Source organism: Methylobacterium tarhaniae, assembly GCF_001043955.1.
Taxonomy (GTDB): Bacteria; Pseudomonadota; Alphaproteobacteria; order Rhizobiales; family Beijerinckiaceae; genus Methylobacterium; species Methylobacterium tarhaniae.
The window spans coordinates 1-6180 of sequence record NZ_LABZ01000082.1; the positions used below are offsets into that span (position 1 = coordinate 1).

General features: G+C 72.6%; 8 protein-coding genes and 1 pseudogene. 3 read left to right on the plus strand and 6 right to left on the minus strand.

Going from position 1 to position 6180, the window contains the following annotated elements:
* Window positions 1-840, plus strand: an 840-nt coding sequence (locus VQ03_RS30970) for a phosphatase PAP2 family protein (protein WP_208605507.1), incomplete at its 5' end; no start/stop codon positions are given.
* Window positions 841-864: 24 nt separating this feature from the next.
* On the opposite strand, the gene VQ03_RS30975 is transcribed toward VQ03_RS30970, so the two are convergent.
* From VQ03_RS30975 to VQ03_RS12795, 6 genes and pseudogenes are all read right to left on the minus strand, one after another.
* Window positions 865-1461, minus strand: coding sequence for a hypothetical protein (locus VQ03_RS30975; protein WP_053078544.1), 597 nt, complete (start codon window positions 1459-1461; stop codon window positions 865-867).
* The gene (locus VQ03_RS12780) at window positions 1439-1978 is read right to left on the minus strand and encodes a papain-like cysteine protease family protein (RefSeq protein WP_167376087.1); all 540 of its coding nucleotides are present in this window, start codon (window positions 1976-1978) and stop codon (window positions 1439-1441) included. The genes VQ03_RS30975 and VQ03_RS12780 overlap by 23 nt, the downstream gene beginning before the upstream one ends.
* 86 nt (window positions 1979-2064) lie before the next feature.
* Complete coding sequence (locus VQ03_RS12785) at window positions 2065-2475, minus strand: M55 family metallopeptidase (RefSeq protein WP_048451265.1); 411 nt, start codon at window positions 2473-2475, stop codon at window positions 2065-2067.
* A gap of 8 nt (window positions 2476-2483) precedes the next feature.
* On the minus strand, window positions 2484-3536 hold the full coding sequence (locus VQ03_RS12790; RefSeq protein WP_048451266.1) for a DmpA family aminopeptidase: 1053 nt from the start codon (window positions 3534-3536) through the stop codon (window positions 2484-2486).
* Window positions 3537-3544: 8 nt separating this feature from the next.
* Window positions 3545-3706 (minus strand): annotated as a pseudogene (locus VQ03_RS35025) (glutathione ABC transporter permease GsiD); the annotation flags it as partial.
* Between the two features lie 443 nt (window positions 3707-4149).
* Window positions 4150-4851 (minus strand): TetR/AcrR family transcriptional regulator, encoded by a 702-nt coding sequence (locus VQ03_RS12795; protein ID WP_048451267.1) that lies wholly within the window; start codon window positions 4849-4851, stop codon window positions 4150-4152.
* A gap of 97 nt (window positions 4852-4948) precedes the next feature.
* Here VQ03_RS12795 and VQ03_RS12800 point away from each other — a divergent pair, with 97 nt between their 5' ends.
* Both VQ03_RS12800 and VQ03_RS12805 read left to right on the plus strand, forming a co-directional pair.
* Entirely contained in the window at window positions 4949-5821 is an 873-nt protein-coding gene (locus VQ03_RS12800; protein ID WP_048451268.1) for an FAD binding domain-containing protein, read from the plus strand.
* Between the two features lie 37 nt (window positions 5822-5858).
* Window positions 5859-6180: (2Fe-2S)-binding protein (locus tag VQ03_RS12805; protein ID WP_425350066.1), on the plus strand; the 322-nt coding region annotated here is incomplete at its 3' end.

Consider the following 6180-nt stretch of genomic DNA (forward strand, 5'->3'; position numbering starts at 1 on the left):
GGCTCCGGCGGGGGATCCGGAGGGGGCGCGGGAGCCTATCCCCCGGTCACGTACCCCGTCGCCGACCCTTTGACCCCGGTCGATCCGAACGCCATGCGGGTGGGGGCCACGTTCCCCTGGTCGGCCTGGCGCTCGGACTTCTTCAGCTATCTCGCGCTCGCCGAGTTCGGCCGGACCGACTGGCGCTGCATCGCGGTCCCGCCGCCGACGCCGTTCGACGACCCCGACATGTTCGATGAACTCGAGGACCTGGTCTCGAAGGCGCGCGACGAGCGGGCGAGGCGGGTCCAGGAAATCCTCGATCAGGATCCGGGGCCGGCGGCCTACTTCGCCCACATGCTGATGCTGTCGCCGGCCTCCCATCCGAACACCCTGAAGCTCATCGACATGGCGGACCGGGTCGGGCTGATGGTCGCGATGCACTTCAAGGGGGTCTTCAACCGCGCCCGGCCGCAACAGGTCTTTCCCGCGCTCCTGCCCCTGATCAACGCGCCGCCGCATCCGTCCTATCCGAGCGGGCATGCGCTCGAGAGCTACATGATCGCCCTCGCCCTCACGGAAGTCGCGCCGGATTCGGCCGCGGGCCTGACCGCGCTCGCGGCCCGCATCGGCGAGAACCGGGAAGTGGCCGGCGTGCATTGGAGGAGCGACACGGAGGCGGGGCGCCTGATCGCCGGGTACGCCTACCCGCTTCTCCAGGGCTGTCCCATCTTCCAGACCGTGCTCGCCGCGGCCCGGACCGAGCCCGGCGGGCCCGGTGCGCTCGCCCCGCCGCCCGAATGCGCCGCGGGCGGCGGTGGGCCGCCGCGTCGCCGCGCCCCTCGCTCGAAATCCGGCTGATCGCCCGGACGGCGGGAAGCCGTATCAGCCGCCCTTCGCGCCGCCGGGCGGGATCCCGGCGGCGAGCGAGCGCAGGATCGCGAGATAGGCCGCGGCCGTGACCGCCCGCCGGGCCGGAAGGCGCGGATGCGTGGGTTCGATCGGAACGATCACGTCTCCCCCGAGAAGACGCTCCTCCTCCGGCGGCCGGACCTCCACGACCCAGAGGGCCGCGACGTGGAGCGCCGGCGTGAGCAGGAGACGGGCCTCGACGCCCGGTTCCCGGACATCGGCATCCTGCAGGGCGGCCGCGAAGCTTGCCACAAGCGGGCCCTCGTTGAGGCCGCCGAAGGCGAACCGCCCGTCGGGACGCGCGAGCGCTTCCGCGCCGGCGATCACCTCCCCGTCGGCCGCGATGAGGAAGCGCCAGCCCCGCTCGACAGGTTTGACCTCCCGGCCGCCCTGCAGCAGCGCCAGCGGAAGCACCGCGACGCGGTGCGGCGCCGTCAGCGAGAGCGTCCGCGGATCGGCGCGGCTGAGCTTGGGTGTCCGGAACGCGGACCGCGCGGCCAGCTCGCTCAGGACCTCCCCGACGACGCGTTCGGCCTCGGGCGGAACCTCAGGCTGCGGGAGGGTGGCCACGATGCTGGGCTCCCTTCGTGTGGTAGCTGTCGGTCCAGCGGCCGTCGAACTGGTACCCGACCCGCAGCACGTCGTAGGGCACGTCGGACGAGCCCCAGACCGGATCCTCGACCGCGACGAGGGCGCTGCCGGCGATCACGTCGCTGTCGGGCAGGTAGCCGATGACCGTGACGAAATGGGCTCCCCCCGAATCCCACGCCACGCGCACGCAGACCGGCCGCCCTGCGTCGAGTTCGGAGCGCAAGTTCGCGAGCGGCGTCGAGGCGGCCGGATACCAGGTCTTCAGATGGCCGACGCGGTTGAGCGCGGAGGCGAGGAAGCCGTAGACGTTGCAGGGACCGCCGGCTCCGGCCCCGCAGCAATCCTGCCGCCGCAACTGGACGCCCGCGATCAGGCACTGTGTCTGGGTCGTGACCGCGTCGAAGAAGACCGCGACGCTCGCGGTGACCGCGGCCCAGCACCAGTTGGGCTGGGCCTGCTGTTGCATCGAGAACGGGAGCAAGTGCCAGCCGGACAACTCGGTGCTCCGTTTGCCGCTGTACTGCATGCTACATGACTGTCGTTGTCAGCGCAAAGACATCCTCCGCCCGACCGCCGTCAGGGCTACGCCCCCGATGGCCCGGGGGCCGGCGGCACGGGACCGTGCGTCAGCGCAGCAGGCTCGACATCGCCGACAGGCCGTTGATCATCCGCGACGCTGTCGGCCTCGACGGTGAACGCGCTGCCGTCGCGGCGATGCAGGCCCGGCCACTGGCAGAACAGGTCGGCGAGCGCCGGGCTCTGCGCCCGTATCGTCACCGCGAGCGGTGCGGGGATCCGGAACGGCGCCGGGAGCGGCCGGGAGAGCGCGGCCGAAACGCCGGCGCGGATCGCCGCGCAGGACGCCTCCTGCACCATCCAGAGCCGCGCCCGCCAGAGCCGCGCCCGCTCGTCATCGGGCGCCCCCCGGCGGGTCTGGTCCGGGTGCACGACGCCCGCGACCCCCTCGATGTCGGCGGAGATCAGGAGCTTCATGGCGAGGCTCAAGCGGGGAGGGCGGCCCAATCGGGCAGGATCGCGGTGAGGGCCCGACGGGTATGGCCGTTGCGGCCGGTCACCGTCTCGGCGCGCCACAGGGCGTGGAGGATCGCCTGCTCGATCCCGTCGGCGACCGCCTCGAAGAGCGGGTCGAGATGGGCCTCGTGCAGCACCGCCACGGCCGGCATCGGGGTCCCTGGGTCCTGCGGCAGCGTATAGGCGGTCGAGAAGGCGAGCGCGATGTCGCCGCTGCCATGGCCGAAGACCGAGCCGGTGCGGGCAAGGCCCGCCCCCGCCCTGAGCGCCAGGCGCCGGAGCTGGCGCGCGTCGAGGGGTGCGTCGGTGGCGGCGACGAGGATGATCGAGCCCTTCTCAGGCTTTGCGATCGTCTGCTGGGCCTCCAGCCGCTCGGCGAGGACGGGTCCCAGCGCCCGGCCGCCGACGCGCAGCTGCGAGGGCCGGCCGAAATTCGCCAGCACCAGCGTGCCGACCGTGACCGCGCGCCCTCCGGCCTCGACCTGCCGCGAGGCGGTACCGATGCCGCCCTTCACCCCGAAGCACGACATGCCGCGCCCGGCGCCGACCGCGCCTTCCGCCACCGTCGCGTCGGCGGAATCGTGCGCCTGGCGATAATGCGCCTCGCCCACGACCATCCGGGCCATGTCGTTCAGGTGGCCGTCGTTGCACTCGAAGACGAGCGGGTTCACCGTCGGCAATTCGCGGCCGATGCCGGGATTGATCGCCAGGGCCGCCCGGATCTGGGCGGCGGCGACCGCCGGCACCCCGAAGGTGTTGGTCAGCGCGACCGGCGTCTCGATCAGCCCAAGTTCCTCGAGCTGCATCAGGCCGATCGACTTGCCGAAGCCGTTCAGCACCGCGGCCGCGGCCGGCACCCGCTCGTGGTAGAGGTCGCCCTGATGCGGGCGGATCACCGTGACGCCGGTCTGGATCGCGCCCTCGGCCAGGGTGCAATGGCCGACGGTGACGCCGGCCACGTCGGTGATCGCGTCGCGCGGGCCGCTCGGCAGGGCGCCGATACGTGGGGGAGTCTCGCTCATGGCGCCCCTTACGCCCGGTCGAGCTTGGGGTCGAGGGCGTCGCGCAGGCCATCCCCGAGGAGGTTGAAGGCGAGCACCGTCAGGAGGATCGCGAGGCTCGGGACGATCGCCACGTGGGGCGAGGAGACCATGTCGGCCCGGGCGTCGTTCAGATGCGCTGGGCGACGGGGGCGTCGCTCACGGCCGCGAACCATACCCCGAGGGCGGGATCGAACCCTCACGCCCTGAACCGGCGCAGCCGAAGCGAGGTCGCGATATGGCACGGCCCTATCAGTTGTTCACCGGCTTCGCGGTCCCTTGCCGATGAAACGAGACGTCCATCGCCGTGGCGCGGGATTCCCCTCTCCCACCCGGGAGAGGGGAATCCCGCGCTCAAAAAACTGACTGTAAGCTCACGCGCCTGTCGTCGGTTTCCAGTCCCCACGACCCGAGGGCGGATCTGTGAATCGCGGTGGGTGAGGAGATCGCGACGTGGCGCAAGCCGGTCGTGCTCGATCGGCGGGTCTCCGGGCGGCTCCGCGACGGCGCGGGGCGGCTCCCTCGCGCGATCCTGGCCTGCGGCACCACCCGCAAAGGCAGGCCTTGCTTCGCCGCCTGCGGCGCAACGGACGCCTCACGGCGCCCGGCCGGCTGCCGGCGGCATGGCCGCCCCGACGACGCGCCGGTGGGTGGCGAGCAGGCCCGGCAGGGCCGCGTCGAGCATCGCGGCGCGCACCGCGTCGCGGTCGACGCCGCCGTCGATGCCGTAGACCAGCGAGCGCAGGCCCACATAGACGAGCGCACCGTGGATGCCGAACAGCAGCTCGTACTCGTCGGCGGCGAGGGGCTGCTCCTCGGGGCTCGGCAGCTGCGATTCCGCCCGCATGTCGGTGAGCAGCGGCGTGAAGATGCGGGCGCGCACCATGCCGAGATAGCGGCTCGGCAGGTCGAAGCCCTTCAGCCCGGCCGAGACGAAGATCCGGAGCCAGGCATAGTTGTCGATCGTGCGCTGGTAGTCGATCTCGAAACGGCGGAAGCGTTCGAGGCAGGGTAGCGAGGCATCCCGCACCGTCGCCTCCCAGCCGGCATCCCAGCGCTTGAGATAGACTTCCTCGTAGATGCGCTCGATCAGCGCCGCCTTGGTGGGAAAGTAGCGAAACAGCAGCGGCTGGGCGATGCCGAGCCGGCGGGCCAGCTCGCGGGTCTGCCCGTCGAGCCCGACCTCGGCGAAGTAGGCGATCGCCCCCTCGACGATCTGTCGCTCGCGATCCTCGGCCGAGAGCCGCCGGCCGGACGGCGCGGGCGAGGGGACGACCAACGGATGAGTTGACACCATCGCGGATTGCGCCTCTCTTGAGCGAACGATCAACAAGGGCATCCAGCCTGTCCCATCGGGGCGGGTCCGGGCAAGCCCGTCAGGGAGGGACGCGGGCTTGAAAGCGCCGGACTTCGCCTACGCGCGCCCCGCCTCCCTCGACGAGGCGCTGGCGCTCCTCGCCGCCCACGGCGAGGACGCGGTGCCGCTCGCCGGCGGCCAGAGCCTGGTCACGACCCTCAACCTGCGGCTCTCCGCTCCGTCGGTGCTGGTCGATCTCAACGCGATCCCCGGCCTCTCGGGCATCACGGAAGCGGAGGGCGTCGTGCGCGTCGGCGCGATGGCGCGCCACCGCGAGGTCGGCACGTCGGAGATCGTGCGTGCCCGCCTGCCGCTCCTGGCCGCCGCGATGCCCCACATCGCCCATCCGGCGATCCGCAACCGCGGCACGATCGGCGGCTCGGTGGCGCTCGCCGATCCGGCGACGGAGTGGCCGGCCTGCTGCCTGGCGCTCGACGCGACGATCGTGGTGCGCGGCCCGCAGGCGGAGCGGCGGATCGCGGCGAGGGATTTCTTCCAGGGACTCTACGCCACGGCGCTGCGGCCCGGCGAGATCGTGGTCGCGGTGGAGTTTCCGCTCCCCGCATCGGACGCGGTCTGGGGCTTCGACGAGCTGGCGCGCCGCCGCGGCGATTACGCCCTCGCGGGCCTCGCCGCGACGGCCCGGCGGACAGGGGCCGGGCTCGCCGACATGCGTCTCGCCTTCTTCGGCCTCGCCGACCGCCCGGTCCTGGCGGTCGCCGCGGCGGCGGCGCTCGAGGCCGGCGACCTCACGGGCGCGCAGGCCGCCCTCGCCGACGAACTCGACCCGCCGGTGGATCCGGGCACGCGGCCCGAGACGCGGCTTCACCTCGCCCGGGTGATCCTCGGCCGCGTCGCCGGCCGGATGCTCGCGGGCGAGGCGCAGGAAGGGGGACGGGATGTCGGTTGACGGCTTGGCGGTTGACGCTCCGCAGCGCGAGCGCGCCATCGCGTTCACGCTCAACGGCGAATCCGTGCGCTGCCGGGCGCCGGCGCGCTCGCATCTGGGCGACCTCCTGCGGGGCGAGTTCGGGCTGACCGGGGTCCATCTCGGCTGCGACCACGGCCAGTGCGGCGCCTGCACGGTGCTGGTCAACGGGCGCCGGATCAACGCCTGCCTGACGCTGGCGGTCATGCACGAGGGCGACGAGATCCGGACGATCGAGGGGCTGGCGGAGGGCGATGCCTTGCATCCGCTCCAGGCCGCCTTCGTCAAGCATGACGGCTTCCAGTGCGGCTATTGCACCCCGGGCCAGATCTGCTCGGCCG

Excerpts from the sequence above, each read along its gene's own strand:
- VQ03_RS12785 (WP_048451265.1), bottom strand. The coding sequence starts at position 2,475 with ATGAAGCTCCTGATCTCCGCCGACATCGAGGGGGTCGCGGGCGTCGTG.
- VQ03_RS12790 (WP_048451266.1), bottom strand. The coding sequence starts at position 3,536 with ATGAGCGAGACTCCCCCACGTATCGGCGCCCTGCCGAGCGGCCCGCGC.
- VQ03_RS12795 (WP_048451267.1), bottom strand. The coding sequence starts at position 4,851 with ATGGTGTCAACTCATCCGTTGGTCGTCCCCTCGCCCGCGCCGTCCGGC.